Annotated in this window: 23 protein-coding genes and 1 pseudogene; 10 read left to right on the top strand and 14 right to left on the bottom strand. The window is 64.2% G+C overall.

Annotated features, from left to right (window positions below; all coding sequences use genetic code 11):
• Positions 1–2: 2 nt before the first annotated feature.
• The 5 genes from tadA to BG83_RS0105185 all read left to right on the top strand — a co-directional run bounded on the left by tadA (position 3) and on the right by BG83_RS0105185 (position 5,939).
• Positions 3–551, top strand: a complete 549-nt coding sequence (tadA, locus tag BG83_RS0105205; protein WP_024975726.1) for a tRNA adenosine(34) deaminase TadA — start codon at positions 3–5, stop codon at positions 549–551.
• Positions 548–1,474 (top strand): muramoyltetrapeptide carboxypeptidase, encoded by a 927-nt coding sequence (gene ldcA, locus BG83_RS0105200; RefSeq protein ID WP_024975725.1) that lies wholly within the window; start codon positions 548–550, stop codon positions 1,472–1,474. The genes tadA and ldcA overlap by 4 nt, the downstream gene beginning before the upstream one ends.
• Positions 1,475–1,584: 110 nt before the next feature.
• Entirely contained in the window at positions 1,585–3,207 is a 1,623-nt protein-coding gene (locus BG83_RS0105195) for an ABC-F family ATPase (RefSeq protein ID WP_024975724.1), read from the top strand.
• Between the two features lie 241 nt (positions 3,208–3,448).
• Positions 3,449–4,072 carry a carboxymuconolactone decarboxylase family protein gene (locus BG83_RS0105190; RefSeq protein ID WP_024975723.1) on the top strand — a complete coding sequence of 208 codons (624 nt, stop codon included), beginning with the start codon at positions 3,449–3,451 and terminating at the stop codon, positions 4,070–4,072.
• A 319-nt stretch (positions 4,073–4,391) separates the two neighbouring features.
• Positions 4,392–5,939 carry an acetyl-CoA hydrolase/transferase family protein gene (locus BG83_RS0105185; RefSeq protein WP_024975722.1) on the top strand — a complete coding sequence of 516 codons (1,548 nt, stop codon included), beginning with the start codon at positions 4,392–4,394 and terminating at the stop codon, positions 5,937–5,939.
• A 17-nt stretch (positions 5,940–5,956) separates the two neighbouring features.
• On the opposite strand, the gene BG83_RS0105180 is transcribed toward BG83_RS0105185, so the two are convergent.
• On the bottom strand, positions 5,957–6,850 hold the full coding sequence (locus BG83_RS0105180) for a LysR family transcriptional regulator (protein WP_024975721.1): 894 nt from the start codon (positions 6,848–6,850) through the stop codon (positions 5,957–5,959).
• A 169-nt stretch (positions 6,851–7,019) separates the two neighbouring features.
• Complete coding sequence (locus BG83_RS0105175) at positions 7,020–7,556, bottom strand: hypothetical protein (protein WP_024975720.1); 537 nt, start codon at positions 7,554–7,556, stop codon at positions 7,020–7,022.
• 151 nt (positions 7,557–7,707) lie between these two features.
• Between BG83_RS0105175 and BG83_RS0105170 the strand changes: the two genes are divergently transcribed.
• Positions 7,708–9,144 (top strand): aldehyde dehydrogenase family protein, encoded by a 1,437-nt coding sequence (locus tag BG83_RS0105170; RefSeq protein WP_024975719.1) that lies wholly within the window; start codon positions 7,708–7,710, stop codon positions 9,142–9,144.
• 69 nt (positions 9,145–9,213) lie between these two features.
• Here BG83_RS0105170 and BG83_RS0105165 read toward each other — a convergent pair whose 3' ends face one another.
• Positions 9,214–9,474 carry a DUF1289 domain-containing protein gene (locus BG83_RS0105165; protein WP_024975718.1) on the bottom strand — a complete coding sequence of 87 codons (261 nt, stop codon included), beginning with the start codon at positions 9,472–9,474 and terminating at the stop codon, positions 9,214–9,216.
• A 5-nt stretch (positions 9,475–9,479) separates the two neighbouring features.
• Complete coding sequence (locus BG83_RS27625) at positions 9,480–11,381, bottom strand: glycoside hydrolase family 15 protein (RefSeq protein ID WP_051541447.1); 1,902 nt, start codon at positions 11,379–11,381, stop codon at positions 9,480–9,482.
• Between the two features lie 37 nt (positions 11,382–11,418).
• Here BG83_RS27625 and BG83_RS0105155 point away from each other — a divergent pair, with 37 nt between their 5' ends.
• The 4 genes from BG83_RS0105155 (at position 11,419) to BG83_RS0105140 (ending at position 16,278) form a co-directional block, all read left to right on the top strand.
• Positions 11,419–12,645 carry a DUF2252 family protein gene (locus tag BG83_RS0105155; RefSeq protein WP_024975717.1) on the top strand — a complete coding sequence of 409 codons (1,227 nt, stop codon included), beginning with the start codon at positions 11,419–11,421 and terminating at the stop codon, positions 12,643–12,645.
• Between the two features lie 65 nt (positions 12,646–12,710).
• Positions 12,711–13,841, top strand: a complete 1,131-nt coding sequence (locus BG83_RS0105150) for a 3-deoxy-7-phosphoheptulonate synthase (RefSeq protein ID WP_024975716.1) — start codon at positions 12,711–12,713, stop codon at positions 13,839–13,841.
• Positions 13,842–14,174: 333 nt separating this feature from the next.
• The gene (locus tag BG83_RS0105145) at positions 14,175–15,716 is read left to right on the top strand and encodes a methyl-accepting chemotaxis protein (protein ID WP_024975715.1); all 1,542 of its coding nucleotides are present in this window, start codon (positions 14,175–14,177) and stop codon (positions 15,714–15,716) included.
• A 94-nt stretch (positions 15,717–15,810) separates the two neighbouring features.
• Complete coding sequence (locus tag BG83_RS0105140) at positions 15,811–16,278, top strand: hypothetical protein (protein WP_024975714.1); 468 nt, start codon at positions 15,811–15,813, stop codon at positions 16,276–16,278.
• A gap of 17 nt (positions 16,279–16,295) precedes the next feature.
• Here BG83_RS0105140 and BG83_RS0105135 read toward each other — a convergent pair whose 3' ends face one another.
• The 10 genes and pseudogenes from BG83_RS0105135 to BG83_RS29645 all read right to left on the bottom strand — a co-directional run bounded on the left by BG83_RS0105135 (position 16,296) and on the right by BG83_RS29645 (position 26,694).
• On the bottom strand, positions 16,296–17,018 hold the full coding sequence (locus tag BG83_RS0105135; RefSeq protein ID WP_080693648.1) for an MgtC/SapB family protein: 723 nt from the start codon (positions 17,016–17,018) through the stop codon (positions 16,296–16,298).
• A 99-nt stretch (positions 17,019–17,117) separates the two neighbouring features.
• Positions 17,118–18,221, bottom strand: a complete 1,104-nt coding sequence (locus tag BG83_RS0105130; protein WP_024975712.1) for an SDR family oxidoreductase — start codon at positions 18,219–18,221, stop codon at positions 17,118–17,120.
• 273 nt (positions 18,222–18,494) lie between these two features.
• Positions 18,495–19,526: an XdhC family protein gene (locus BG83_RS0105125; protein ID WP_024975711.1), complete on the bottom strand. Its 1,032-nt coding sequence runs from the start codon at positions 19,524–19,526 to the stop codon at positions 18,495–18,497.
• Between the two features lie 55 nt (positions 19,527–19,581).
• Positions 19,582–20,259, bottom strand: a complete 678-nt coding sequence (locus tag BG83_RS0105120) for a CoxG family protein (RefSeq protein WP_024975710.1) — start codon at positions 20,257–20,259, stop codon at positions 19,582–19,584.
• Positions 20,250–21,480 (bottom strand): annotated as a pseudogene (locus BG83_RS27620) (vWA domain-containing protein). The gene BG83_RS0105120 and the pseudogene BG83_RS27620 overlap by 10 nt, the downstream one beginning before the upstream one ends.
• Positions 21,481–21,483: 3 nt before the next feature.
• Entirely contained in the window at positions 21,484–22,380 is an 897-nt protein-coding gene (locus BG83_RS0105110; protein WP_024975709.1) for an AAA family ATPase, read from the bottom strand.
• Between the two features lie 20 nt (positions 22,381–22,400).
• Complete coding sequence (locus BG83_RS0105105) at positions 22,401–23,207, bottom strand: FAD binding domain-containing protein (RefSeq protein WP_024975708.1); 807 nt, start codon at positions 23,205–23,207, stop codon at positions 22,401–22,403.
• 15 nt (positions 23,208–23,222) lie between these two features.
• On the bottom strand, positions 23,223–25,601 hold the full coding sequence (locus BG83_RS0105100) for a xanthine dehydrogenase family protein molybdopterin-binding subunit (RefSeq protein WP_024975707.1): 2,379 nt from the start codon (positions 25,599–25,601) through the stop codon (positions 23,223–23,225).
• 18 nt (positions 25,602–25,619) lie between these two features.
• Positions 25,620–26,147, bottom strand: coding sequence for a (2Fe-2S)-binding protein (locus BG83_RS0105095; protein WP_024975706.1), 528 nt, complete (start codon positions 26,145–26,147; stop codon positions 25,620–25,622).
• A gap of 370 nt (positions 26,148–26,517) precedes the next feature.
• The gene (locus BG83_RS29645; RefSeq protein ID WP_009238172.1) at positions 26,518–26,694 is read right to left on the bottom strand and encodes a hypothetical protein; all 177 of its coding nucleotides are present in this window, start codon (positions 26,692–26,694) and stop codon (positions 26,518–26,520) included.
• Positions 26,695–26,773 lie beyond the last annotated feature (79 nt).

Genomic DNA, 26,773 nt, shown 5'->3' with positions numbered 1-26,773 from the left:
GCATGACGACGTCCCACGTTCTCGCGCCGCCTGCCGACATGTCCGCCCACGAGCGTGACGGCTACTGGATGCAGCAGGCCCTCGTGCAGGCCAAGTTCGCGTGGGGGCAGGGCGAAGTACCGGTGGGTGCTGTGGTCGTGCGCGGCAATGAGATCGTTGGGGTCGGTTACAACGCCCCGATCGGCACGCATGACCCCTCTGCGCATGCCGAGATGCGCGCCCTGCGCCAAGCCGCTGAACATCTCGGCAACTACCGCCTGCCCGACTGCGAAGTCTTCGTGACGCTGGAGCCCTGCGTGATGTGCGCCGGCGCCATGCTGCATGCTCGCGTGGCGCGCGTCGTGTATGGCGCGCCGGACCCCAAGACGGGCGCCGCCGGCAGCATCCTCGACCTGTTTGCAGAAACGCGGCTGAACCACCAGACCGCCATCACCGGCAGCGTGCTCGCGCAGGAATGCGGCGATATGCTGCGCGCCTTCTTCGCCGAGCGCCGAGCCAGTCAACGTGCGGCGCGCCTGGCTCCCACCGAACCTGACGAATCCGCCACATGACCACTGTCCGCCTGATTGCGCCTTCCGGTTATCCGAACGATGCGGCCATCGCCGAGCGCGGTGTGGCGGCGCTGGAAGCGCAGGGCTGCACGGTCGTCAACCGAGAGTGCCTGAGCCGGCAGCATCAGCGTTTTGCCGGTGGTGAACTCGCACGGTTGGCTGACCTGAACCAGATCGGCGCGGGCAGCGGTCAGGAAATCGCCATGGCGATCCGCGGCGGTTACGGCCTCACGCGCCTGCTGGACCATATCGACTTCATCGACATCGGTCGTCGCGCGCAGGCCACTGACGCCATCATCGTTGGCCACAGCGATTTCACCGTGTTCTCATTGGCGTACCTGGCGGCCACGGGCGGCGTGACGTTTGCCGGCCCGCACCTGTGTTCGGACTTCGGACTGGAGAAGGTCGACCCGTTCATGGTCGAGCACTTCTGGGGCATTTTGCGCAGCCCCACCTATGCGTTGCGCGTGGATGTGCCTCAACCCAGTGGCTGCGCGCGGCCCGGGCGCATTGCCGGTACGCTCTGGGGCGGCAATCTGGCCATGCTGTGCAGCCTGATCGGCACGCCGTATCTGCCCGAGATTCGCGACGGCATATTGTTTGTTGAGGACATCAACGAGCATCCGTACCGCGTGGAACGCATGCTGCTGCAATTGCAGCAGGCCGGCGTGCTCGATGCCCAGCAGGCGCTGGTACTGGGCGATTTTTCTGGCTATCGCACCACGCCGTACGACGCCGGCTACGATTTCGACGCCATGCGTGATTACTTGGCCGAACGCCTGTCGATTCCGGTCGTCACAGGCTTGCCATTCGGCCATTGTCCGACCAAGGCGACGCTGCCGATTGGCGCACAGGCCGAGCTGGATGTCGACGCCACGGGCTTTACGCTGCACTTGTCGGGGTATCCGACACTGAAGGCATAGCCCCCGGCCATCCCGGTCACGTCCGGGTGGTAAAATATTCGGTTCCCCAAATGGCGAACGGCCAAGTGCTTGCCGCGCCAGATCATCGCTTTCCAAATCAAGGTTTCCACGTGCTTTCCACCGCCAACATCACCATGCAGTTCGGGCCCAAGCCCTTGTTCGAGAACATCTCGGTCAAGTTTGGCGAGGGCAATCGCTATGGCCTGATCGGCGCCAACGGCTGCGGCAAGTCGACCTTCATGAAGATCCTGGGCGGCGATCTGGAGCCAAGCGCGGGCAACGTGATCCTGGAACCGGGCGTGCGCCTGGGCAAGCTGCGCCAGGACCAGTTCGCCTATGAAGACATGCGCGTGCTGGACGTGGTGATGATGGGCCACACCGAAATGTGGGCCGCCGCGCAGGAGCGCGATGCCATCTACGCGAACCCGGAAGCGACCGACGACGACTACATGAAGGCCGCCGACCTGGAGGCCAAGTACGCCGAATACGACGGCTACACCGCCGAATCGCGTGCGGGTGAACTGCTGATGGGCGTGGGCATTCCGACCGACCAGCACAACGGCACGATGAGCAACGTCGCGCCCGGCTGGAAGCTGCGCGTGCTGCTGGCGCAGGCGCTGTTCTCGAACCCGGACGTGCTGCTGCTGGACGAGCCGACCAACAACCTCGACATCAACACGATCCGCTGGCTGGAATCGGTGCTCAACGAGCGCAATTCCACCATGATCATCATTTCCCACGATCGCCACTTCCTGAACTCGGTCTGCACGCACATGGCCGACATGGACTACGGCACGCTCAAGGTCTACCCGGGCAATTACGACGACTACATGGAAGCCTCCATGCAGGCGCGTGAACGCCTGCAGGCTGCCAACGCGCGGGCCAAGGAACGCATCTCCGACCTGCAGGACTTCGTGCGCCGCTTCTCGGCCAACAAGTCCAAGGCCCGCCAGGCCACGTCGCGCCTGAAGATGATCGACAAGATCAAGGTGGAAGACATCAAACCGTCGTCGCGCCAGAACCCCTTCGTCCGTTTCGAGATGGAGAAGAAGCTGCACAACCTGGCGGTGGAAACCGACAACGCACGCAAGACGTACGACCGCAAGATTTTCGATGGCCTGACCATGGCCGTGCGCGCGGGCGAGCGGATTGCCATCATCGGTGAGAACGGCGCGGGCAAGACCACGCTGCTGCGCTGCCTGCTGAACGGCGCTGTGAAGACCGGCGTACAGCGCGGCATCGAGGTCGACGGCGGCGCCGTCAAGTGGGCCGAGAACGCCAATGTCGGCTACATGCCGCAGGACACCTACGAAGAATTCCCCGAAGACCGCGACCTGATGGACTGGATGAGCCAGTGGACGCAGGCCGGCGACGACGACCAATCGCTGCGTGGCACGATGGGCCGCTTGCTGTTCTCGGCCGACGACATCAAGAAGAGCGTGAAGGTGCTTTCCGGTGGCGAGAAGGGCCGCATGATCTGGGGCAAGCTGATGCTGGGCCGTCACAACGTTCTGGCACTGGACGAGCCGACCAACCACATGGACATGGAATCCATTGAGTCGCTGCAGATCGCGCTGGACAAGTACGAAGGCACGCTGATCTTCGTGTCGCATGACCGCGAATTGATTAGCGCGCTGGCTACGCGCGTGATCGAAGTGCGCCCGAACGGCACGCTGACCGACTACCTCGGCACCTACGACGAATACCTGCAGAGCCAGGGCGTCGAAGTCTGAGCGCCGATCTTCAGCCGTAACCAAGGGGCCGCCGATGTGCGGCCTCTTTTTTTGCGGCGGGCTTTGCAAGGCGAACGCGCGTTGTCCGATCCTGATCTGGCCTGCACGTGCCGCTCACCAAGGCTGCGTTGACAGTACCTCCTCCCGATTCCAGAATGCCTTGGCCGAACGCCACACCTGCATCCCTGCCGCTGCGTTCAGCGCCAGCAAAGAACAATCAAAACATATGAGGAGACTCGCGTTGAAAAACGTACTGAGGTTACTGTCGACAGCCGCACTGGTGCTGATGACGTCTGCGCACGCAGCAGAGCGCCTGCCAACCATTCCGCCGGACAAATACGACGCCGAACAGGCCAAGGCAGCGCAAGACTTTCAGGCTGCGCGCAAGGTGCCTGTATTCGGGCCTTTCGAGCCACTGATGCATAGCCCGGAGGTGATGAGCCAGACCCGGGCAATGGGCGACTATCTGCGATATCACTCCGCCATTGGCAACACGTTGAGCGAAATGGTTATCCTCGTCACTGCGCGGGAGTGGAGCCAGGATTACGAGTGGTACGTGCACCATCCGATCGCCCTGAAGGCCGGCATCAAACCGAGTATTGCCGATGCGATTGCCGATGGCCGCCGCCCCACTGGCATGAGTGAGGACGAGGAGATCGTCTATGACTTCACGACCGAACTGATCCGCAACAAGCGCGTGGCCGACGGGACCTATGCCCGGGCGGAAAAGCGGTTCGGCAACAAGGGCATCGTAGACATGACCGGCATTTGCGGTTACTACACGCTGCTCGCCATGGAAATGAACGTGGCGCAGTATCCGGTGCCGAAAAATGCCGCCAAGCTCGCGCGTTTCCCGGAGCCCTGACCGACGTGCCGCCGAGCGAGGACTACGCACAGCTTTGATGCCGCGTATGGTGAGCATCGATTCTTTGCTGTAACTACGGGCCGCCCATGTGCGGCCCTTTGCTTTTGGTGTTCACCGCAAGCGGCAGACGCGCCACCAAAGTCGGCCATTTATGAAAAAACCGACTGGATTCCATGATTTTTTATCGCCATCGGAATTCATTGCCGTCGCTACACTGGGCTGCATATCACAGTGAACAGGCCGAGACCTGCGGACGAGGCGTCACGCATCACACCAAGAAGCGCCAAACGCAGGCCCGGCGAAGTACCCAGGAGACGAAATGACCTCTGATATCGGCGGCCGCATTCGGTTGCAATCCCTGTTGGACAAAGTGGTGTCTGCGGACGAAGCCGCAGCCGTGATCCGCGATGGCATGACGGTCGGCATGAGCGGTTTCACCCGTGCCGGCGACTGCAAAGCCGTGCCGTTTGCCCTGGCCCGGCGTGCTGCGCACGAGCCGCTGCGTATTACCTTGATGACCGGTGCCTCGCTGGGCAACGACATCGACAAGGTGCTGGCCGAAGCCGATGTGATTGCCCGCCGCCTGCCGTTCCAGGCCGATGCCACGCTACGGCGCAAGATCAACGCAGGCGAGGTCATGTTCATTGACCAGCACCTGTCGGAAACCGTCGAGCAGTTGCGTTCACGGCAGATTGCACCGCTGGATGTGGCGGTTGTCGAAGCCACGGCCATCACCGAGAACGGCGGCATCGTGCCGACCACGTCGGTGGGCAATTCCGCAAGTTTTGCGGTGCTGGCGAAACAGGTGATCGTCGAGATCAACCTGAACATGCCCGCCAATCTGGAAGGACTGCACGACATCTTCTTCCCGGTGCAGCGGCCCCATCGTCAGCCGATTCCGCTCATTGCACCGGAGCAACGCATCGGCCTGCCGTATATCCCGATCGATCCGCGCAAGATCGCGGCCATCGTCATCACGGGGCAGGATGACAGCCCGTCCAACGTGTTGCCGCCCGATGCCGAGACCAACGCCATCGCCGGGCACCTGAATGCGTTCCTGGCGCGCGAGGTGCGCACGGGCCGTCTCTCGCCCACGCTGCAGCCGCTGCAGGCGGGTATCGGAACCATCTCCAACGCCGTCCTGCATGGCTTCATCGACTCGCCGTTCCATGACCTCAAGATGTATTCGGAGGTCTTGCAGGACAGCTCCATCGAGCTGCTCGACTCGGGCAAGCTGGCGTTTGCCTCGGCTTCGTCGATCACGCTGTCGCGCCCGGTCTACAAGCGGTTCCTGACGGAACTTGAGCGCTACAAGACGCGCGTGGTTCTGCGGCCGCAGGAGATCAGCAACCACCCGGAAGTGATCCGCCGGCTGGGTCTGATCACCATCAATACCGCGCTGGAATGCGATATCTACGGTAACGTCAATTCGACGCACGTGGGCGGCACGCACATGATGAACGGCATCGGAGGCTCGGGCGACTTTGCGCGCAACGCGCATCTGTCGGTTTTCGTGACCAAGTCGTTGGCCAAGGACGGCGATATTTCGAGCATCGTTCCGATGGTCTCGCATGTGGACCACACCGAGCACGACGTCGACATCATCGTCACCGAACATGGGTTGGCCGATCTGCGAGGGCTGGCGCCGCGTGAGCGTGCTGTCCAGATCATCGGCAACTGTGCTGATCCTCGCTACCGCGAGCTGCTGCGCGACTACGTTGTGCGCGCGCAGCGGCGCGGCGGGCATACCCCGCATCTGCTGGAAGAGGCGCTGGCCTGGCATGTGCGCTTTCGCGATCAGGGTTCGATGGCCCCGGCAGGTTCTACGGATGAGAACCTGCTTCCGGAACCCGTTCTCAGCGCTTGAGGCGTGGGCGCCGCTACTCAGGCGCCCAGCACTTCCTCGCACGTCGCGAGCCACGCACGGGCGGCGTGGGAAAGATAGCGGCCCGGCGACCACAGGTGCGCAAGCGCCCAATCCATGTCGGGAGCGGTCAGGCGTGCCACGGCCAGCTTGTCGCGGTTCGCAAGGTTGGCCACCAGCGGCTGTGGCAAGAAAGTCGTGCCCAGTCCCGCAGCCGCCATCGAGGCGAGGAATTCCCAGTGCCCGCTCTGTGCAGCGATGTGCGGCTCGATGCGGGCTTCAAGAAAGGCCTGCCGCAGCTTGCGCGTGAGCGAGAAATCTTCAGCCAGCAACAGCAGCGGTTCGTCTCGCAGTGCCGAGAGGCTGACGGTCTTGCCCTTGGCCCATTTCGCTTTGCGCGGTCCCACCACCCAGATCGGATACTTTGCAAACTGCCGCGTAGCGAGTTCGAGGCCGCTGTCGCCGGGCAGAACCGTGGCGCCGACCTCCAGTTCGCCGTTGGCCACCTGCTGTTCCACTGTCTTGCCGCCGTACTCGGCCAGGTTCAGCGCCAGATTGGGATAACGCTGCCGAAATGCGCTTACGACGGGCGAGAAGAACAGGTTCACCATCGGAGGGATGCCGACCGTGAGTTCGCCCCGTCCAAGCGAAGACAGGTCAGCCACTTCAAGCGTCAGCCTGTGCACCACACCGAGCGTTTCCTGGCCGCGCGCGTACACGACACGGCCCACGTCGGTGAGCCGCACCTGCCTGCCTTCGCGAATCAGCAGCGGCTGCCCAACCTCGTTTTCCAACTGACGCACCATCTTGCTGATGGTGGACTGTGTCACCGAGAGCGAACTCGCCGCCTGCGTGAAGCTCTGCAGCCGCGCGGTTTCGACGAAGTAACGAAGGGCTCGGATATCGATGGGCATGGGCGGTCCTCTGCCATGAAGCACGCGAATGGGATTCGCCATGGTAATGAAGTTTTCCCATTCCGCGACGCGGTGATCTCAAAATCTGATGGACGCTCGCATTCAACGGCGCTCGACAAAAAAGGCGGCTCACGCGACCGCCTTTTATGCAAGCCAGGATGCGTTGCTCTCAGCCTGTTGCCTCGTCGATCAGCAGATCAAGCTGGGCGATCACGTTGCTGGTCTCGGGCTCGCCGCGTGTTTTGCTGAGCGCGGTCTTGAGCGTGTCGCGCAGGGCGACGAGTTCGGCGATGTTGCCCGCTTTCTCCACTTTCATCTCAAGCAGATAGCCGCGCAGGCCGAGATACCGGCTGATGGTTTCGGTATAGAAGCGGTAGAGGCGTTGATAGCCTTCGGCGGCCGGCTCTTTTGAAGTGGCTGCAGATGCGGGGGACGCCGCCTCTGCCGTTGCCGCAGATGCGGTGGCCGGTGCCGCCTTCACAGTCGTGGCTCCGGGCGCGTGCGTACGGATATACCCGGCGTTCTCGAGCTCGTCGAACACGGCTTGCGTCATGCCCAGAGGTTGCAGCTGGACGAGGATGTCGTCGCAGGTTTTTTCGCCGTTGATCATCAGAAGGACCGCGCGGTGACGCTGGTCAAGGTGATTCGCACGTGTGCGGATCTCGTCCTGACCTTTTTCGGTCTTCTGGTAGATGGTGGTGGTCATGCTGTCTCCCTCGGCCGGCGCGTCTGCAGCGCGCGCTCTGCTGGCTCTACAATAGACCGATCATAACCGCCCGGGGGTGACGTGGGCCTCAGTCGCAACCCGGATAGCACAACGCGCAAATCGCGCATCCACCAGAGCGAGACGACCAACGATGCAGCAACGCGACAAGCTTTTCATCAATGGCAAGTGGGTGGCGCCGCAGGGCAAGGGCGTCATTGAAGTGATTCATTCGGCCACTGAAGCCGTGATGGGAACCATTCCCGAAGGCAGCGCGGCCGATGCGGAAGCCGCCGTGGCAGCGGCGCGCGCCGCATTTGATGACTGGGCTGCCACGCCCGTGGCCAAGCGCGCCGAATACATCCAGAAGATTGCCGACGGCCTGCAGGCCCGCAGCGAAGAGCTGGCGCAGTTGATTGCCGGCGAAGTCGGCATGCCGATCAAGCTGGCGCGCGCCATCCAGGTGGGCGGCCCAGTCTATAACTGGGGCAATTTCGCCAAGCTGCTCAGCACGTTTGAATTTGAAGAGCACGTTGGCAATTCGCTGGTGGTGCGCGAGCCGGTGGGTGTGGTGGGCGCCATCACGCCGTGGAACTACCCACTCAATCAGATCACGCTGAAGGTCGCACCCGCGCTGGCGGCCGGTTGCACGGTGGTGCTCAAGCCGTCGGAAGTGGCGCCGCTCAACGCCTTCGTGCTGGCGGAAGTCATTGAAGAAGCCGGTCTGCCGCCGGGCGTGTTCAACCTTGTCACGGGTTATGGCCCGGTGGTGGGCGAGGTGCTCGCAAGTGATCCGGATGTCGACATGGTGTCGTTCACGGGCTCGACGCGTGCAGGTAAGCGCGTGGCCGAACTGGCATCGCAGTCGGTCAAGCGCGTGGCGCTGGAGCTGGGCGGCAAGTCGGCCTCGGTGATCCTGGATGATGCGGACCTGGCATCGGCGGTCAAGGGCACGTTGTCGGCGTGTTTCCTGAACTCTGGGCAAACGTGCTCGGCGCACACACGCATGCTGGTGCCGCGCGCGAAGTATGACGAGGTAAAGGCGCTGGCCGCGCAGTTTGCCGCCGCGTACGTGCCGGGCGATCCGGCGCACGAAAACACGCGCCTCGGGCCGCTCATTTCTGCCGTGCAGCGCGACCGCGTGCTGGGCTACATCCGCAAGGGCTTGGAAGAGGGCGCCGAACTCATTACCGGTGGAGCGGAGACGCCGGAAGGCCTGTCCACTGGTTTCTTTGTCAAGCCGACGGTGCTCGGTAACGTCAAGACGACTGACACCGTGGCGCGCGAAGAAATCTTCGGCCCCGTGCTGACCGTGATCTGCTACGACGACGAGGAAGAGGCCGTCCGCATTGCCAACGACAGCATCTACGGCCTGGGCGGCGGCGTGTGGTCGGGCGACGAGGCGCGGGCGATTCGTGTGGCGCGGCGCATCCGCACGGGGCAGGTCAATATCAACGGCGGGCCGTTCAACATGCAGGCGCCGTTTGGCGGCTACAAGCAGTCCGGCCACGGGCGCGAGAACGGCAAGTACGGCCTGGAGGAGTTCCTGGAGTACAAGGCGATGCAGCTCAATCCTGCGAAGACGGCCTGATCGGCTGGGCGTGCCGCACCAATGAAAAACCCGGCTTCGGCCGGGTTTTTTGCGTTTGATGCGTTGCGCCTACTTGCGGCTGCCATCTGGGTTGTAGCCCTGGGCGGTGCCTTCGGCAAGGATGCGCGTCCAGACCGTGTTGCGTTCTTCGTCCGTCATGAACACCCAGTTGCTGACCTCAAGCTGCGTGCGCCCGCAGCCTTGGCAGACCTCGTCGAAGAGCGTTGAGCAGATGCCGATGCAGGGACTGTCTGGGCGGCCCAGCAGGGTGCTGTCGGAAGCACTGGTTGCGTCGTCTGGCATAGGGCTGAATGCGGTCGATTCGGTCATGGCCGCTATTTTACCGGCTTCGGCCGCTCGTCAGCCGCGCGTCGAGCTGGCTCGCCCGTGCGCTGGCTGACGTGATCCGCCGCGGCAGATAGCGCCAGTGCTGAATTCACGAGCGCGATATGCGAAAACGCTTGCGGGAAGTTGCCAACCAGCCGTTTCACGCGCGGGTCGTATTCTTCGGCCAGCAGGCCGACGTCGTTGCGCAGTGCCAGCAGCTTGGTGAAGAGCGCGCGAGCCTCGTCCTGGCGGCCTTGCATGACGAGGTTGTCGACATACCAGAAGCTGCAGGCGAGAAATACGCCTTCGCCCTGGGGCAGGCCATCGGTTACGGCTTCGGTGCGGTAGCGGCGCACGAGGCCATCAACGAGCAGGTCTTCTTCGATGGCCTTGACCGTGCCCTGGATGCGCGGGTCAGACGCCGGCAGAAAGCCGACGAGCGGCAGCATCAGAAGCGCGGCATCCAGCTCATCGCCACCGTAGCTCTGCACGAAGCAGCCGCGCGTGGCGTTGTAGCCGTGGGCGCAGACTTCCGCGTGGATGCGATCGCGCACGGCGCGCCAGCGCTCCACAGGGCCATCCACGTTGAATTGCTCGATGGTTTTGACGGCGCGGTCGAATGCGACCCATGCCATGACCTTGGAATGCGTGAAATGGCGCGAGGGGCCACGGACCTCCCAGATGCCTTCGTCGGGCGTCTGCCAGATGTTTTCCAGATGCGTCATCAGCGCGACCTGCAAGCGCCACGAGGCTTCGTCGCCATCCAGGCCGCCTTTGCGGGCGATGAAGAGGGCGTCCATCAGTTCGCCGTAGACGTCGAGCTGGAGTTGCATCGCGGCCGCGTTGCCCACGCGCACGGGTTGCGCGCCTTCATAGCCGGGGAGCCAGGGAACAGTCCACTCGCCCAGGCGCCGTTCGCCGGCAATGCCATACATGATCTGCACCTGTGCCGGGCTGCCGGCGATTGCGCGTTCGAGCCATTGTCGCCAGGAGCGTGCCTCGTTGTAGTAGCCCGCGTTCATGAGCGCGAGCAGCGTGAGGGTGGCGTCACGCAGCCAGCAGTAGCGGTAGTCCCAGTTGCGCACGCCGCCGAGCTGTTCAGGCAGCGACGTTGTGGGGGCGGCCACGACGCCGCCGGTGCGGTGATACGTCAGTGCCTTGAGCGTGATGAGCGAGCGTTCGACGGCTTCTGTCCATTGGCCTGCACCGTGGCAGCGGCCAGACCACGCACGCCAGCGCGCCTCGATGTCGATCTGGGCTTCAAGCGCATCAATCGATGCCGGTAATGGCAGATGCGAGGGCGAATGCGTGAGCACAAATGGCAACGCTTCACCTTCGCGCACGGTGAAATCCGCCACGGTGGAGAGGTTCTCGCCACGGATCGGGGCAGGGGTGCGCAGCGTCGTCATGTTGGGTCCGGCCACGGCCCGGAGCACGCAATCGGACATGTCGCACGGGCCGTCAGCCGGCGCCCCCGTGACTTCGGACACGCGGCTGACCCACGGTATCGACGTGCCGTAGTCGAACCGCAGCGTGAGGTCCATGCGCATGTCGACGGTGCCGGAGAGCCCCCGCACGATACGGATGAGGTCCGAGGTGTCGTCCCGGGCGCCGGCGGGGCCCGGCAGGCGGGCGGTCATCAGGTCGGTCACGCTGGCGGAACCGGTGTCGGTCTCGAATACGGTTTCCAGCACGAGCGTGCCAGGCAGGTAGCGCCGGCGCGTGGCACGAGCCTCGCTTTGTGGCGCGATGCGCCATCGGCCGTGGTCCGGCGTGCCGAGCAGCGCGGCAAAACAAGCGCCTGAATCGAACCGCGGCCAGCACAGCCAATCGATGGACCCGTCGCGCGAAACCAGTGCCGCGGTTTCGCAATCGCCAATCAACGCGTAATCTTCGATTCTCGAGGGCATTGCACTCCACTCCAAGCACTTCAACGAGGCCGTGACCATGCATGACAGCACCCGCATCCTGCTTGAATACAACGCCGGGCGTGATCCGGAAAGACTCACCCGCAAGCTGGATGCCATCGCCGCCGACCCGTTTTCATTCTTTCGCGGCACCAACAACCTGTATGCCGCGTCGCTGGCCGATGCTGCGCTGCTGCACGACGCGCCCCGCACGCTCGTCTGCGGTGACCTGCACCTTGAAAACTTCGGCAGCTTCAAGGGCGACAACGGCCTCGTCTACTTCGACATGAACGACTTTGACGAAGCGCTGGCGGCGCCGTTCACGGTCGATCTGGTGCGGGTGCTGTCCAGCCTGCAGGTGGCGTCCTTCAGCTGGAAACTGGCCGATGAAGACGCTCACAACCTGTGCCGGCGCTTTCTCGACACCTATGCGGCCGCGCTGGTTGACGGTAAGCCGCGCTGGGTCGAGCGGGCGACCGCCACGGGCATCGTGCGCGATCTGCTGCGTGCCTTGCGCAAGCGCAACCGTGCGGCCTACCTGGCGCAGCGCACCGTGCGCAGCGGCAACCGCATCTCGCTGCGCATTGACGGGCGCCGCACATTGCGTGCCAGCAAGGACGAGGCCCGCCGCGCACGGCGCATCCTCCAGGCGTATGGCCAGCAGGGCAACGGTCAGCGTTTCATTGCCATCGACGTCGCCCGGCGGATTGCCGGTACAGGCAGTCTCGGGCTTGAGCGCTATTCAGTGCTCGCCCGCCCGGAAAACGACCCCGCCACGCTGCGCCTGATCGACATCAAGCTCTCCATCCCAAGTGTCTGGGACGATGTGCTGGGCAGCGCCTGCAGCGTAGCCCCTTGGCGTAGCGAGGCAGGGCGCGTTGTCGATATCCAGCGCATTTCGCAGGCCATTTCGCCAGCACTGCTGCGCGGCGTTGTCTACGGCGCCAAGGGTGAGAAACCGAAGTCGTACGTCGTCAAAAGCCTGCAACCGACCGCCGATCGCGTCGCGCTAGGCTCGGGCAAGAACGTGGTCGCCAACCTGGACGATGCACTGCAGACCATGGCTCGCGTGGCAGCGTGGTGCCATCTGCGCGGCTGCGGCCGGCATGGAACGGATCTCGTGGAAAAGGTGCAGGACTACGCGGCCGGCACGGCATGGCGCAAATCGGCCCTGAAGCTGGCGGCGCATGGCAAAGACGTGTCGCTCAAGCAATGGGCTGAGTTTGCTGAGGACTATCGTCAAGCGCGCGGTGGCAAGGCCGCTTAAGTGCGCGATGGCGCGCCATTGACGTCAGGCGCGCGATTCATATTTGAAGTCCCTCGGAGATCACAATGAAGAACCTCGACAATCCATCACATGATCGCGAGGTGGGCGTCGCCGACGCGACGCAAGACACGACGCGCATCGACGACACCCGCATCGGCGCGGTGCGTCCGCTTATTTCCCCGGCGCTGCTGCTGGATGAGCTGCCGGTGCCGGCCGATACGCAGACGCTCGTCGAAGACACCCGACGGGCCATCGGCAACATCCTGCACGGCCGCGACGACCGGCTGCTGCTCATCGTCGGGCCGTGCTCGATCCACGATCACGACCAGGCGCTCGATTACGCGCGCCGCCTCAAGGCTGCGGCTGATGCACTGAAGGACGACCTGCTGATCGTGATGCGCGTCTACTTTGAGAAGCCGCGCACGACGGTCGGTTGGAAGGGGTACATCAACGACCCGCGCCTGGACGGCAGCTTCCGTATCAATGAAGGGCTGCGCGCTGCGCGGCAACTGCTGCTCGACGTCAACGCGCTCGGTCTGCCTGCCGCGACGGAATTTCTTGATCTGCTGAGCCCGCAATACATCGCGGACCTCATCGCGTGGGGCGCGATCGGCGCGCGCACGACGGAAAGCCAGAGCCATCGACAGCTCGCGTCGGGCCTGAGTTGCCCGATCGGTTTCAAGAACGGCACCGACGGCGGCGTGCAGGTTGCGTCGGACGCAATCATTGCGGCGCGCGCCAGCCATGCGTTCATGGGCATGACCAAGATGGGCATGGCCGCGATCTTCGAGACGCGCGGCAATGACGACGCGCACGTGATCCTGCGCGGCGGCAAGAGCGGGCCGAACTACGACAGCGCGCACATCGAGGCGACCTGCGCGGCGCTGCGCGCGGCAAAGTTGCGTGAACAGGTGATGGTCGACTGCTCGCACGCGAATTCAAACAAATCGCATGAACGGCAGATCGAGGTTGCGCAGGATCTCGCGCGGCAGTTGTCGCAGGGGGAGCACCGGATCGTCGGCGTGATGGTCGAAAGCCACCTCGAAGCGGGCCGCCAAGATCTGAAGCCGGGTGTGCCGCTCAAGTACGGCGTGTCGATCACCGACGCGTGCCTGAGCTGGACGCAGACTGAGCCAGTGCTCGACATACTCGCTGAGGCTGTGCGGCATCGGCGCGCGTATTCGTACGACGGGTGATGTGATGGCGGCAGGTTCAGGGTTGTCGCCTTGTACCTATTGCTGATGTAGCTCTGCGCCTCACTCGCCGTTTCCATGATGGCCAGCCGCCGCACATTCGCATGCGGTTCGGCCCAGTACTGTGTTTCGGCACCGAACCGGGTGATCGGCACGTCCTCCAACGGGCACTCGGCAATCACGAAACTGCCCAAGACGAGGCGGGCTGCAGCGATGTATTCGCCTCTCCGCCCTTAAGTTGATCGATTCCGCGGCCGATAGTGCTGAGGTAGCCGGCCGCCCGGCGCGATGGTCGCGCCCGCGTGAAGAGCCGCGCACACCACTCTCGCCGCGCCCATGTCCGCTCGCCTGACCATCCGCACCCGCCTGGTGCTTTCGGTTTCCATTCTGTTTCTGCTTGCCTTGCTGATTGGCGTGGCTGGCCTGCTCGGCCTGCGTGGCGCCAACCATGCGCACGAGGAAACCTTCACCAATCAGTTTCCGTCTGCGCTCGCGCTTGGCGAGTCTGATCTGAGCCTCACGCGCGCCCGCACGGCCCTCGACAAGGCCATGCTGTATCCGAACGACAAGGGCGCGATGAAGTTGCTCGATCGTACCGAAGAGCTGATCGCACGCTCGGATGAAGCGTGGAAAAAATACCTGACGCTGCCCCGCAGTGAAGAAGAGGATCGCCTGGCCAAGGAGGTCGCCACCACGCGTGAAGCCGCGGCGGGCAGCCTGCGGGACATCATCAAGGCGCTGCGCGCGGGCGACCGTGCGACGGCCGACGGCATCATGGAAAAGCGCGTGTCCAACGCTTTCCGCGATTCCAACGACAAAAGCCTCGCATTGAGCAAGAAGCAGCTCGGCTTCTCCAAGGCCAACTACGACGAATCCCAGGAGGCCTACGCGCGTTTTCGCGTGATCGTGACGGCGGCCATTCTCGTCGCCCTCGTGGTCGCGCTTTGGTGCGCATGGTCGTTGCTGCGTGCGATTGTGGAGCCGCTAAACGCTGCGCTGGCCCAGTTCGACCGCATTGCCGCCGGTGATCTCACGCAGCCCGTGCGCATCGACCGTCACGACGAAATGGGCCGTTTGCTCGAAGGCCTGGCTCGCATGCAGACCGCGCTGACCGATACCGTGCGCCGCGTACGCACGGGCTCCGAATCCATCGGCGCCGCCACCAAGCAGATTGCCGCGGGCAATGCAGACCTGTCGCAACGCACGGAAGAGCAGGCCAGCTCGCTGGAAGAAACTGCTTCGAGCATGGAAGAGATGACTTCCATCGTGCGCCAGAACGCCGACAACGCGCGCCAGGCCAGCCAACTGGCCGATAGCGCATCGGAAGTCGCGAGCCAGGGCGGAGCCGTGGTGACCGATGTGGTGGCGACCATGCGCGAGATCAGCGCGTCGTCGCGCACGGTGTCGGAAATCATCGGCGTGATTGACGGCATTGCGTTCCAGACCAACATCCTTGCACTCAACGCTGCCGTGGAAGCCGCTCGCGCCGGCGAACAAGGCCGTGGCTTTGCCGTGGTGGCCGGTGAGGTGCGCAACCTCGCGCAGCGCAGTGCCGCAGCCGCCAAGGAAATCAAGGAAATGATCGAGGCGTCGCTGTCCAAGGTCGAGACCGGCAGCGCACTGGCCGAGCGCGCGGGCAGCACGATGGAAGACATCGTGTCGTCCATCCGCCGCGTGACCGACATCATGGGCGAAATCGCCGCCGCCTCGAACGAGCAAAGCTCCGGCATCGAACAGGTCAACAAGGCCGTCACGTTGATGGACGAAGCCACGCAGCAGAACGCTGCGCTGGTCGAGCAGGCTGCAGCAGCGGCTGAATCGCTGGAGGAGCAGGCCCAGGCCTTGAACGCCGCCATCGCTGCGTTCCGCCTCGCCTGATGTTGGCCCCGTCGATGCACGGGGCACGCTAAAGACTTGCCTTGAGCGCCGTTTCGGTTGATATAACCGACTGGTCCATTCAAGGAGTCGCCTCATGCCGTTCATCATTGCCGCGCTCGCGCTGGTTGGTCTGCTGATTTATGGCGCAGTCCGGCTGTATGCGGGGGTTGCCGCAACTTACGGCGCGTTGGCGGGCAGCGCGGCGGTGCTGCTTGCCGTGGCGCTGCTGGCCGGCGCAGTCATCACCTTCATCCGGCGTTACCGTGCCGTTCATGGCGTGAACGTGAAAGGGCAGCGGATCGTGTCGCTCAGCGCAAGCTGGGGGCAGGTCGCGGTCGATGCCGAACAGAAACGCGGGACGCTGCAGTTGCACGGGCAAAGCGCGCGCTTTCTCTTCGCCGATATTGCCGGCGCCGATGCGGTTGAACGCGAAGGTGCCTGGACGCTGGCGCTGCGCCTGAAGCATCAGGCGCAGGCAGATTGGTCGATCCCGATGCGCAACCGCCACGAAGCGAGGCGCTGGGCGAAGATCTTTGCGCTAGCGGCGAGCCAGGAGCTTTGACCCGCGCGTTGACCCGCTTATTCCGTCGTGCTCGGGTTCCAGAAGGCCTGAGCAATGTGCGGCTGCGATTGCAGCGCGGTGACGATGCGATCCAGCTCGGCGGCATTCACCGCAGTCGACATCAGCATGGCTTCAATTTCTACGTGGTCGTCGCCAAAGGGTTCGACTGACAGATCGCTGATCGGGTAGCTGGCTTCTTCGAGCAGACGTTCCAGATCGGCAAGCGCTTCTTTCTGGCGCTCGCTCGTGGAGATGACGCACATCGTGTACGTGACTTCGCTGGCCTGATTGTCCAGCGGCGTGCGGTTGATGCGGTCCACCACGGGCCGCAGCAGGATGTTGGAGGCCAGCACGAACAGCGTAATCAGAATGGCTTGGCCAACAAGATCGGAGCCTGCCGCCGCACCCACAGCCGCCGAGCCCCACAGCGTGGCGGCGGTGTTCAGGCCGCGCACGTTCAGCCCTTCCTTCATGATCGTGCCGGCACCCAGAAAGCCGACGCCCGAAACCACATAAGCGATCACGCGGGTGGTGTCCGATGCGGTGCCGATCTGCGCGGCCATGTCGACGAATGCCGATGCCGCCACCGCCACCAGCGCGTTGGTGCGCAGCCCTGCAGTCCGCTGTCTGACCTGCCGCTCGAAGCCGATCAGCGACCCAAGCGCAAAGGCCGAGGCAAGGCTGATGAACGAATCCACCAGCGTGGCGACATTGAGATGGGCGATGGCTTGCAGCGTCATCGGCGGCTCCTTGTTGTGTAGACCGGAGTCTTGGTGAAGGGCGCCGATGGTTATAGCACGGCGCCATGACACGCCGTGCGAGCCCGGGAAGCCGGACGGCTACTTATAGTCCCACTGCATCTGCTCGGGGATCGGCACGGCGTCCGACGTTTCGAGGCAGCGGTCGAGGTAAGCGAGCAGGGAGCGCGGCTGAAAGCCGGTCTCCTGCACCAGCCGCGTGTTGTCGAACACGTAGCTCATGCTGGCGAACTTGGCATACAGGTGGATGCAGCGCGCGACCAGTCGCACGTTGCCGTCGCCCGTCAGGCTCAGGAATTTACGCGCCAAAGCTTTCTCGGCGATTTTTTCCTGATACACGTAGCCGGCCAGCGCCTGGGCATCTTCTTCCGGCGTCTTGCAACGCTTGAAGCGCGGGTACAGCGTTTCGATGCGCTCGGAGTTCGCGTCGCCGGCACTGATGTGATACAGGTCGTGCGCAAGCGTGGGCTTGGTCGACAACTGCACGATGGCCTCGGCGCAGTCGTCCACGGGCAGGATGTCGACGCGGTCGGACAAGCGACAGCTGAATGTCTCCAGCAGCGCCACCATGCGCAGCATCCAGAAAATACTGCCCGAGGGCTCACACCCCAGCGTGCTATGACCCACCACGATGGACGGCCGCACCACCACCAATGGCAGTTCGGGCACGTCTTCGCGAAGCTTCAGCTCGGCCATGCCCTTGGAATACGTGTAAGGCACCGCGTGCTGCTCCAGCGGGGGGACATCCCAGCTTTCGCTGACATGGCGATCCGCCAACTGGCCGCACGACATGGCCGTGCCGATCTGCAGGAATCGCTTCAGGCGTTTGCCCTGCGCCGCCAGTCGGCCCAGCGCCAGCACGCCCTCCACGTTGGTTTCCCACAGCGACGGATGGTTTGAGAACGTTGCCAGCGCCGCGCAGTTGATGATGATTTCCGGATCGCCCAGCTTGGCGGCACCCGCGTCTCGCAGGTCGAACGGCACGATCTGCGATTCCGTAATGCCGTCCAGCGTGCCCTGTGCAAACTCGAAGCGGCGCAGGTTGCTGCGCAGCCGCGCCAACCCTTCTGCGGGCGTGTCACCGCGCACGGCAAAGCGTGTGTCGGCCAGCAAACCTTTGGCTGCCAGATTGGCGGCAATGGCGCCGCCTACGAACCCGGTCGCACCGGTTAGCAAAATACTCATGCGAGAAAACTTGAATCCCTTGGGTGGCAAAACGGGCGACCAACCCGCTTGCAAACAACACTGCCGCTGCCGCACCGGCGAGGCGCGTATCGGCAGCACGCTCGAGGCAGGGAGGGGCAAATCGTGCCAGATGAAGCCGCGCACACGAAACGGGGTTCGCGGGCCGCAAGATTCGCGTGACGCGATGCGGCCGAAACCTGCGCACAATCAGCGATTTATAAGAATGTAACCTTTCAGGTGCCTTTCAGCACCCCATTCCATCAGAGGGTTGACTCAAGTTTGCGGCACTGCGCAGCTCGACGTGGCATTGGCAGCAATCTCGCGCGCGGCCTTGGCGCCCTCGACTTGCAGGATGGTCGGCAGCGACACGCCGTTCTTGGCAGCCGTGACTTCGGCCAGGATCGAGATGGCGATTTCCGGCGGCGTACGGCTGCCGATGTAGATTCCGACCGGGCCATGCAGGCGCGCCAACTCGGCATCGCTCAGATCGAATTCCTTCAGCCGCTCCCGGCGGTTGGCGTTGTTGCGGCGGCTGCCGAGCGCGCCGACGTAGAAGGCCGGCGTCTTGAGCGCCTCCATGAGCGCGAGGTCATCGAGCTTGGGGTCGTGCGTGAGGGCGATGACGGCGCAGCGCTCGTCGAGCTTCATGGCCATCACCGTATCGTCGGGCATGGTGCGGACCATGGCCACGCCAGGGATCGACCACTCTTCGCTGTATTCCTCGCGCGGGTCGCAGACGGTGACCTGGTAGTCCAGACCCACGGCGATCTGGCACAGGTAGCGCGAGAGCTGTCCCGCGCCGATGACGAGCATCCGGTAGCGCGGCCCGTGAATCGTCACGAGGCGCACTTCGTCAAACTGCAGGCCATCGGTGACGGTAGCGTGCTGCAGCGTCGAGGCGCCGGTCGCCATGTCCAGCGTGCGCGCGACGAGCTGACCGGCTTCCACGGCCCGCAGCAACGCTTCGATCCCGCTGGAGGCGTTCAGGGGCTCCAGCACGAGTTGCAGCGTGCCGCCGCAGGGCAGGCCAAAGCGGTGCGCTTCTTCAGCGCTGATGCCGTATTTGACGGCTTCGGGCTTGGTGTAATGCAGCCCTTCACGGCGCACGCGGTTGATGAGGTCGTCTTCAATGCAGCCGCCTGAAACCGAGCCGATGACCACGCCGTCATCGCGCAGCGCGAGCATTGCGCCTTCGGGCCGTGGCGACGAGCCCCACGTTTTGACCACCGTGACGAGCAGCACACGCCGCCCCTGTTCCAGCCAGCGCACGCTGGTTTTCAAGACTTCAAGATCGACGCTGTCCATGATGCGTTGGCTGCGCTTTCGCGCGCTTGATGGTTTTGTTGCGGGGATGCACCGATTATGCCCCGTGGTGCAAAAACAGGTAGGCGGCCGCCACGGCCACCAGCCCCACGATAATCCACGGCCAAGGGTTACGCGGCTGCAGCGCGGGGCTGACGTTGGGTGCGGCGCCCGGCGGTGCACCGTGGGCCTGGAGTTGGCCGGCCGCGAGGTCGGGAATTGCCTGCGTGGCCGGCATGCCGTCGACGGGCGGCGCGGCATGTCCGTCGGCGACAGCCGTATCTGCGGGGCCGAACTCTGCCGCAAAACGCTGGAAGAACTCGTCAGCCAGCTTGCGTGCGGCACCGTCGATGAGCCGCGAGCCAATTTGCGCAAGCTTGCCGCCCACCTGCGCGGTTGCCATGTAAGAAAGCCGCGTGACCGTGGGGCCTTCGGGTGTGAGTTGCACCTGCGCGCTGCCTTTGCCGAAGCCGGCTGCGCCGCCCTGGCCGTCGAAATGCAGCGTGTAGCTGCGCGGCGGCGCCACGTCGGCCAGTTCCATGCGTCCCTTGAAGCGCGCCTTGACGGGCCCGACGGTGGCGGTCATGGCGACATCGTAGGCGGGGTTGGCGCTTTCCTCGGCGGCGGTGATGCTCTCGCAGCCGGGAATGCAACGTTGCAGCACGGCTGGGTCGTTCAGCGCGTCCCAGGCGGTCTGGAGGGGAACGGGCAGGAGATGGGTCTGGGTCAGTTCCATGGCGCGGTCGATGGGGCTGAGGTTGGGGGCGGGGGTGCGCGTGCGGCGAGCATGCGCCAATTCGTGCTCCAGCGCAGCCAGGCTGTCGAAATGGTGCGCTGGCACCATCACATCGACATGCGGCAGGATGGCCCGCACACCACGTGCCCGCGGCTCAAATCCGGCAAAGCGCAGCAGCGGGTTGAGCCAGACGATGCGATGGGCAAAGCGCGCCAGGCGCGCCATCTCGGTGTCGAGCAGGTCGATGTGCTCGTGGTCGAGTCCATCCGTCACGAGCAGGACAGTGGCACGGCCGGACAGCGTGCGGCGCGCCCATTGGCGATTGAATTCCGCCAGCGCTGTGCCGATGCGCGTGCCGCCCGACCAGTCCGGCACAAGCTGCGCGATGGCTTGCACGGCGACATCCGGATCGCGCTCGCGCAACTGCCGCGAGACATTCGTCAGCCGCGTGCCGAACAGGAAGGCCTGGATGCGCTCGCGGGACTGCACCAGCGCATGGCAGTAATACAGCACGGCCCGGGAATAACGACTCATCGAGCCCGAGATATCGAGCAGCAGCACCAGCGGCGGTGTGCGATCGACGGGTTGGCGGTATTTCCACCCGGTCCATTCGCCGCCGGCGCGCACGGCCTGGCGGGCGGTCGCACGCAGGTCTGGATGGCGCCCGCGCGAAGCAGCTTTGAGCCGGCGCGTGCGCTCCTGCGCCAGATGGACGCGCCGGCGGCGGATCATGTGTTGCAGCGTGCGCCATTCCGCAGCGTTGAGCGTGTCGAAATCACGCGTGCGCAAGGCTTCGTTTGCAGAGAACGCCAGCGGCGCCACGATGTCATGGCGTTCGCCATCGGGCTTCGGTCCCGGCGGAAGGTTGGTCGACGGTTGCGCGCGCAGGGCATCGGCCAGGCGGTTGCTGCGCGCTGCGGGAATGCCGCCACGCACCTTGGGCAGCAGCAGGGCGCGCAGCTTGCCTTCCCAATCCGGATCGCGCCAGAACACGTTGAAGGCCGCATCGAACAGCGTGCGTTCGTCGGGGTGCGAAACGAGCAGGGCAGAGAGCGCGGCCTTTACGTCGTCGCGGCGGCCAATGTCGATATGGCTCAGGGCTTCGATGGCATCCACGGCGCGCGAGGGCGCCAGCGGCATGCCGGCGTTGCGCAGCAGCCGCACGAAATGCGTCACGTTGCGCGCCAGCATCGGGACCTGCGTTGGCAATGTCGCGTGCATGCCTTACTCCGGCAGCGCAGGCGCGGCCAGCAGTTGCTCGATGGTTTGCGTATCGACGCGCGCCAGGTCGTCCTGGTACTTGAGCAGCACGCCCAGCGTGTCCTGCACGGACTGCGGATCAAGCTCGGTCACGTTCAGCGCCGCCAAGGCGCGGCACCAGTCGATGGCTTCGGCAATGCCCGGCGCCTTGAACAGGTCGATACCGCGCAGGCGGTGCACGAAATCGACCGCACGCTGCTGCAGGCGGGCAGCGGTTTCGGGCGCGCGCTGCGCCACGATCTGCAGCTCTCGTGCCTTATCCGGGTAGCCAATCCATTGATACAGGCAGCGCCGCTTGAGCGCGTCATGCACCTCGCGCGTGCGGTTGGACGTCATGATGACCAGCGGAATCACCTGCGCGCGTACCGTGCCGAACTCCGGAATCGACACCTGGAAGTCGGACAGCAGCTCCATCAGAAAAGCCTCGAAGGGTTCATCTGCGCGGTCGATCTCGTCGATCAGGAGAACGCGCGGTGTGTCGGGATGGGCGGTGTCGGGCAGCAGCGCCTGCAGCAACGGGCGCTTGAGGAGGAATTCATCGCGGTAGAGCGTGTCGGCGCGTGGCTTCTCACCGGCGGCCTCGGCCAGGCGCAGCGCCATGATCTGGCGCGGGTAATCCCATTCATAGAGCGCGCTGGCGGTGTCGAGCCCTTCGTAACACTGCAGCCGCAGCAGCGACGTGCCGAGCAGCCCGGCCGCCGCCTTCGCCAGCTCGGTCTTGCCGACGCCGGGTTCGCCTTCCAGAAACAGCGGCCGCTGCATGCGCAATGCAAGAAACAAGGCCGTGGCCAGCTCACGGCTGGCGAAATAACCCTGGCCTTGCAGTTGCGCGATGCAGTTGTCGATGGAATCGACCGGCATGCCGTTCCTTGGCGGTGTGCTCAGTGATGGTGCGCCAATGCCTGCTCAACCGCGCGCGCTGTCAATACCGGAATGAGGTGCGCCCGATATTCCGGCGAGGCATGCAGATCGCCCACCAGATCGTCGGCGGGCACCACCACCTTGCGTGCGGCTTCTGCTGTAAAGCTGGCTGCCAGCGCCTGCTCAAGCGGCGTGCAACGGAACACGCACGGCGCCGCACCCGTGACCGCCACACGCACGTTGCTGCCCTTGCGGCTGACGAACACGCCCACCAGCGCAAAGCGCGACGCCGGGTTGCGGAATTTCACGTAGGCCGCCTGGTCCGGCACCGGAAACTGCACCTCGGTGATGAGTTCGTCCGCAGCCAGCGCGGTCTCATACATGCCGAGGAAGAAATCGTCCGCCGCGATGTTGCGCCGCTCGGTGACCACGGTCGCGTTCAGGCCCAGCACCGCGGCCGGGTAGCACGCCGCCGGGTCGTTGTTGGCAAGCGACCCGCCGAGCGTGCCCATCGCGCGCACCTGGCGGTCGCCGATGCCACCGGCCAGTTCCCCCAGCGCGGGCAGCATGCGGGCGATGTCCGCGTTGTCCGCCACATCGGCATGGCGTGTGGCTGCACCCACCGTAATCACACCGGGTTGTGTGCGAATGCCGGACATGCCCGGAATGCGCGTGACATCCACCAGCGTAGACGGCTGCGCCAGCCGCAGCTTCATCGCTGCCAGCAGGCTCTGCCCGCCGCCCAGGTATTTGGCGTCGGTGTGCGTCTTCAGCGCGGTGACGGCGGTCTGGGCGTCGGTGGCTTTCTGGTACTCGAAGTCGTACATGGTTCGCTCCTCTGCCTAGGCCTTGGCCGCTTGAATGGTTTGCCAGACACGATGCGGCGTTGCTGGCATCTGGATGTCCTTCACGCCCAGCGGCGCAAGCGCGTCGACGATGGCGTTGATCAGGGCCGGCGGCGATCCGATCGCGCCCGCCTCACCGCAGCCTTTGACGCCCAGCGGGTTGTGCGTGCACGGCGTGCCCTTTGCGGTCTCCACCGTAAAGCTGGGCAGGTCGTTGGCACGCGGCATGGCGTAGTCCATGTACGAGCCGGTCAGCAACTGGCCATTTTCGTCGTACACGCACGCTTCGAGCAGCGCCTGCCCGATGCCCTGGCCAAGCCCGCCGTGCACCTGGCCCTCGACGATCATCGGGTTGATGATGTTGCCGAAATCGTCCACCGCGACGAAGCGGTCGATGTGGACTTCGCCGGTATCCGGGTCGACTTCCACTTCGCAGATGTACGCGCCCGCCGGGTAGGTGAAGTTGGTCGGGTCGTAGAAGGCGTTTTCGTCCAGCCCCGGTTCGAGTTTGTCGAGCGGGTAGTTGTGCGGCACGTACGCCGTGAGCGCCACTTCGCCAAAGGTCTTGGTGCGATCTGTGCCGGCCACGCGGAAGACGCCATCCTTGAATTCGATGTCCTCCGCCGACGCCTCCAGCAGATGCGCGGCGATCTTCTTGGCTTTGGCTTCGATCTTGTCGAGTGCCTTCATGATGGCCGAGCCGCCCACGGCAATCGAACGCGAGCCGTACGTGCCCATGCCGAACGGGATGCGCCCGGTGTCGCCGTGCACGATCTCGATGTTGTCGATGGGCACGCCCAGGCGATCGGCCACCACTTGCGCGAACGTCGTCTCGTGGCCCTGGCCGTGGCTGTGCGAGCCGGTGAAGACCGTGACGGAGCCCGTCGGGTGCACGCGAATTTCGCCGGCTTCAAACAGGCCCGCCCGCGCGCCCAACGCCCCCGCAATGTTCGACGGCGCCAGGCCGCACGCCTCGATGTAGCAGGAGTAGCCCATGCCGCGCAGGCGACCTTTGGCGCGCGATGCATCGCGTCGGGCCGCAAAGCCTTTCACATCGGCGAGTTCGATGGCGCGGTCCAGGCACGGTTCGTAGTCGCCCGTGTCATAGGTCAGGCCAACCGGTGTGGCATAGGGGAAGGTGCGGATGAAGTTGCGGCGTCGCAGTTCAGCCGGGTCGACTTGCAGCTCGCGCGCGGCAGTTTCAACGAGGCGCTCGACCACATACGTCGCCTCGGGCCGGCCGGCACCACGATACGCATCGACGGGCGCGGTGTTTGTGAATACCGCTTTCACCTCGGCATAGATGGCCGGCGTCTTGTACTGGCCCGCAAGCAACGTCGCATACAGGATGGTCGGCACGCTGCTGGCAAACGTCGACAGATATGCGCCCATGTTGGCCGTCGTATGCACGCGCATGGCGAGGAAATTGCCCTGCGCATCGAGCGCCAGTTCCGCACGTGTAACGTGGTCGCGGCCATGCGCGTCGGTCAGGAAGGATTCGGACCGCTCGGCCGTCCACTTGATCGGCCGGCCGACCTTCTTCGATGCCCAAGTAAGCGCAACGTCTTCCGGGTACAGGAAGATCTTCGAGCCGAACCCGCCGCCCACATCCGGCGCAATCACGCGGACCTTGGCTTCGGTCAGACCCAGCACGAACGCCGACATCAGCAGGCGCTCCACGTGCGGGTTCTGGTTGGCGACGTAAAGCGTGTAGCTGTCGTCCTGGCGCGAATAGCTGGCATTGACGGCGCGCGGTTCGATCGCATTCGGAATCAGCCGGTTGTTGACGATGTCGAGCTGTGTCACGTGCGCGGCCTTGGCGAAGGCTGCGTCAGTCGAGGCCTTGTCGCCGTGGCCCCAGGTGTAGCAGGTGTTGTTGGGAACGTCGTCGTGGACGGCGGTGCCGGCGGTATCTGCGGTGGCGGTGTCGACCACGGCAGGCAGTTCGTCGTATTCCACGTCGATCATCTCGACGGCGTCTTTGGCGATCTTCACCGATTCAGCCACCACCAGCGCGACCTGATCACCCACGTGGCGCACTTTGCCTTGCGCGAGCACAGGGTGGGGCGGCTCCTTCATCGGCGTGCCGTCAATGCTGTGGATGAGCCAGCCGCACGGCAGTCCGTTCACCTTGTCGGCGGCCAGGTCGTCGCCTGTGAGCACGGCCAGCACGCCCGGATGGTTGCGTGCGGCATCCGCATTGATGTGCTTGATGCGCGCATGCGCATACGGCGAGCGCAGGAATACCGCGTACGACTGGTGGGCCTGGACGACATCGTCCGTGTACTGTCCGGCGCCCGTCAGGAAGCGGAAATCTTCCTTGCGTTTGACGGACGCACCGATCAGGTGGTTGTTGGGTTCTGCGGGAGCGTTCATGGTGGTCTCCTCGCGGGGTCAGGCAGCGTGGGCGCGCGCCGCGGCCAGGCTTTGCAGGGAGGCATCGTCGCCCTCAGCCTCAGCCATGGCTTCGGCACCGTGCATCACCGCACGCACGATGTTGTGATACCCCGTGCAGCGGCAAAGATTGCCGTCGAGCTGCTCGCGCACCGTGTGTTCATCGGGATGCGGGTGTTGCGCGACCAGCGCCGTGGCCGCCATCACCATGCCGGGTGTACAGAAGCCGCATTGCAGGCCGTGGCATTGGCGAAAGGCTTCTTGCATCGGGTGCAGCGCGCCGTCTTTCGACAGGCCTTCGATGGTGGTCACCTCGGTGCCCTCAGCCTGCACGGCCAGGATGTTGCAGGACTTCACAGCGCGCCCGTTCATATGCACGGTGCAGGCGCCGCATTGCGCGGTATCGCAGCCGACGTGCGTGCCGGTCAGGCGCAAGTTTTCGCGCAGCAATTGGACTAGCAGGGTATGAGGTTCGACACTGACGGTGACAGGCGCACCGTTGACCGACAGCTTGAGGCTGATCGCCATGGGAGTCTCCTTGGGGGATGGGCGCCGGGTGCCATGCTGTGCGCCTTCCTTGCTACGAAGACGTGCGCGTGGTCTCGATATCGGTGGTCGCGGCTCTACTCAGTAAAGCACAGGCGAACCAGAAGACAACCGCAGCGCGGTGAACCGGTCGGAGGAGAAAGGCCGATGCTGCGGCACGCAGACAAACCAAACAAATGCCGCAGAAATGACAAAGGGCCGGAATCCGGCCCTCGATTGGCACCAGGCGGTCATGACCTGGCGGGTGTGGCGGCGGGTGTGATGACACACGGCCGGCGCACGGTGCTACTGCAACTGCGATTGCTGCATACAGCTAGCTTGGGCACACGCCCATCAACAATAGCGTGGCGGGTTAGGCCTTGGCGGTGCGGTGCGTGCCGAACAGGTTCGCGATTGCCGAGAAGAACTGGGCGAACGAGAACGATTGGCCGCTCGGACGGCGATAGTAGTAGATACCTTCGGACATTTCGCGCTCGATCAGTTCGCGTTCGAGTTGATCGGTCAGCTTCAGGTCGTTCGTGTTTTGCATGATTGGCCTCTTAGGGAAATCCCGGTTAGGGAATACCCTGATCATACACCAGATGATGCAATGCACCATACGTAGGCTT

It is taken from the genome of Ralstonia pickettii (genome assembly GCF_000607165.1).
Taxonomy (GTDB): domain Bacteria; phylum Pseudomonadota; class Gammaproteobacteria; order Burkholderiales; family Burkholderiaceae; genus Ralstonia; species Ralstonia holmesii.
Note: the sequence above shows the minus strand (reverse complement) of the source record. Positions and strands in the feature narration are given on the sequence as shown.

Excerpts from the sequence above, each read along its gene's own strand:
- tadA (WP_024975726.1), top strand. The coding sequence starts at position 3 with ATGACGACGTCCCACGTTCTCGCGCCGCCTGCCGACATGTCCGCCCAC.
- BG83_RS0105120 (WP_024975710.1), bottom strand. The coding sequence starts at position 20,259 with ATGGAACTGACCCAGACCCATCTCCTGCCCGTTCCCCTCCAGACCGCC.
- BG83_RS0105145 (WP_024975715.1), top strand. The coding sequence starts at position 14,175 with ATGTCCGCTCGCCTGACCATCCGCACCCGCCTGGTGCTTTCGGTTTCC.
- BG83_RS0105125 (WP_024975711.1), bottom strand. The coding sequence starts at position 19,526 with ATGGACAGCGTCGATCTTGAAGTCTTGAAAACCAGCGTGCGCTGGCTG.
- BG83_RS0105135 (WP_080693648.1), bottom strand. The coding sequence starts at position 17,018 with ATGACGCTGCAAGCCATCGCCCATCTCAATGTCGCCACGCTGGTGGAT.
- BG83_RS27625 (WP_051541447.1), bottom strand. The coding sequence starts at position 11,381 with ATGCCCTCGAGAATCGAAGATTACGCGTTGATTGGCGATTGCGAAACC.
- BG83_RS0105165 (WP_024975718.1), bottom strand. The coding sequence starts at position 9,474 with ATGACCGAATCGACCGCATTCAGCCCTATGCCAGACGACGCAACCAGT.
- ldcA (WP_024975725.1), top strand. The coding sequence starts at position 548 with ATGACCACTGTCCGCCTGATTGCGCCTTCCGGTTATCCGAACGATGCG.
- BG83_RS0105175 (WP_024975720.1), bottom strand. The coding sequence starts at position 7,556 with ATGACCACCACCATCTACCAGAAGACCGAAAAAGGTCAGGACGAGATC.
- BG83_RS0105155 (WP_024975717.1), top strand. The coding sequence starts at position 11,419 with ATGCATGACAGCACCCGCATCCTGCTTGAATACAACGCCGGGCGTGAT.
- BG83_RS0105110 (WP_024975709.1), bottom strand. The coding sequence starts at position 22,380 with ATGCCGGTCGATTCCATCGACAACTGCATCGCGCAACTGCAAGGCCAG.
- BG83_RS0105140 (WP_024975714.1), top strand. The coding sequence starts at position 15,811 with ATGCCGTTCATCATTGCCGCGCTCGCGCTGGTTGGTCTGCTGATTTAT.
- BG83_RS0105130 (WP_024975712.1), bottom strand. The coding sequence starts at position 18,221 with ATGAGTATTTTGCTAACCGGTGCGACCGGGTTCGTAGGCGGCGCCATT.
- BG83_RS0105180 (WP_024975721.1), bottom strand. The coding sequence starts at position 6,850 with ATGCCCATCGATATCCGAGCCCTTCGTTACTTCGTCGAAACCGCGCGG.
- BG83_RS0105095 (WP_024975706.1), bottom strand. The coding sequence starts at position 26,147 with ATGGCGATCAGCCTCAAGCTGTCGGTCAACGGTGCGCCTGTCACCGTC.
- BG83_RS0105150 (WP_024975716.1), top strand. The coding sequence starts at position 12,711 with ATGAAGAACCTCGACAATCCATCACATGATCGCGAGGTGGGCGTCGCC.
- BG83_RS0105105 (WP_024975708.1), bottom strand. The coding sequence starts at position 23,207 with ATGTACGACTTCGAGTACCAGAAAGCCACCGACGCCCAGACCGCCGTC.
- BG83_RS29645 (WP_009238172.1), bottom strand. The coding sequence starts at position 26,694 with ATGCAAAACACGAACGACCTGAAGCTGACCGATCAACTCGAACGCGAA.
- BG83_RS0105185 (WP_024975722.1), top strand. The coding sequence starts at position 4,392 with ATGACCTCTGATATCGGCGGCCGCATTCGGTTGCAATCCCTGTTGGAC.
- BG83_RS0105100 (WP_024975707.1), bottom strand. The coding sequence starts at position 25,601 with ATGAACGCTCCCGCAGAACCCAACAACCACCTGATCGGTGCGTCCGTC.
- BG83_RS0105170 (WP_024975719.1), top strand. The coding sequence starts at position 7,708 with ATGCAGCAACGCGACAAGCTTTTCATCAATGGCAAGTGGGTGGCGCCG.